Here is a 1449-nt window from a genome sequence, read left to right as displayed (position 1 = left end):
TAGTAGGGCTTGGTCAGGTCGGCTGGGGTGGTGCGTGTCCTTGGGGCCCGGTGTGGCGTTGAGAGTGTGTGACTCCGGACGAGATTGCTGCGGTGCGTGGTGAGTTGGAGGCGTTCGCGGCGGATGTGTTCGAGCCGTTCGCGCGCAAGGATCAGCGCCGGTGGGGGCAGGTCTATCTGCGCGGGCTGCTGACCGACGGACAGCGCAAGTCGGTCGAGCCGATGGCCGCCCGGCTCGGGGAGGACGGCAATCGTCAGGCGCTGGCCAACTTCATCACCACCAGCCCCTGGGACCCGGCACACATCCGGGCCCAGCTCGCCTGGCGGATGGAGGCGGCGATCGGGCCCGAGGCCCTGGTCTTCGACGACACGGGGTTCCTCAAGGACGGGAGCGCCTCGGCATGCGTGTCGCGGCAGTACACCGGCACCGCGGGCAAGGTCACCAACTGCCAGGTCGGTGTCTCGCTCCACCTCGCCTGCGATCACGCCTCGGCGGCGGTCAACTGGCGACTTTTTCTGCCCCAGACGTGGGATCCCGCCTCACCGAAGGCCGATCCGGACAAGATCGCCCGCCGCACCGCCTGCGGCATCCCGGACGATGTCGGGCATGTGGAGAAGTGGCAGCTGGCCCTGGACATGCTCGACGAGACCCGCTCCTGGGGACTCGAGGTGCCGCTGGCCATCGCGGACGCCGGATACGGCGACGCCGCCGCGTTCCGGCACGGACTGCAGACCCGCGGCCTGAACTACGTGGTGGGGATCTCCACCACGCTCTCCGCCCAGCCCGCCGACGCGGTGCCGGTGGCCGAGCCGTACTCCGGGACGGGACGCCCGCCGCTGGCGAAGTATCCCGACAAACCGCGGTCCGTGAAGGAGCTGGTCATCGCGGCGGGCCGGAAAGCGGCCAGGCCGGTGCAGTGGCGGGAGGGCTCCCGGCCCGGCACCGGCCGCTCGGGCCGCAAGCGGATGTACTCCCGCTTCGTGGCCCTGCGCATCCGGCCTGCCGGACGCGAGGTCCGCCAGACCGCCGACGGCCCCGAACTGCCCGTGTGCTGGCTGCTGGCCGAATGGCCCGCCGGCGAGAGCGAGCCGGTGCAGTACTGGCTGTCCGACCTGCCCTCCGGCATGCCCCTGACCACACTGATCCGCCTCGCGAAACTCCGCTGGCGCATCGAGCACGACTACCGGGAGATGAAACAGGCCCTGGGACTTGCCCACTTCGAGGGCCGCACCTGGAACGGCTGGCACCACCACGTCACCCTCGTCTCCGTCGCGCATGCCTTCTGCACGCTGCAACGTCTGGCACGAGCCCCAAAAGACGCGGCGCAGGTCTGAGCCTCTACCAAGTCGTCCGCGAGCTGCAGACACTCCTCGCCCTCTGGACCGGCGCCTGCCCCACCTGCCACCGCGACATACCCACCCCACTACGGACCTGACCAAGCCCTACTAG

General features: G+C 70.0%; 1 protein-coding gene. It reads left to right on the top strand.

Annotated features, from left to right (window positions below; genetic code table 11):
* Positions 1–68: 68 nt before the first annotated feature.
* Positions 69–1334, top strand: a complete 1266-nt coding sequence (locus tag ACWD1Z_RS37570) for an IS701 family transposase (protein ID WP_451125418.1) — start codon at positions 69–71, stop codon at positions 1332–1334.
* The last annotated feature ends 115 nt before the right edge of the window (positions 1335–1449 follow it).

The organism is Streptomyces sp. NPDC002784, from assembly GCF_053592135.1.
This window is presented reverse-complemented; position numbering and strand designations above follow the sequence as displayed.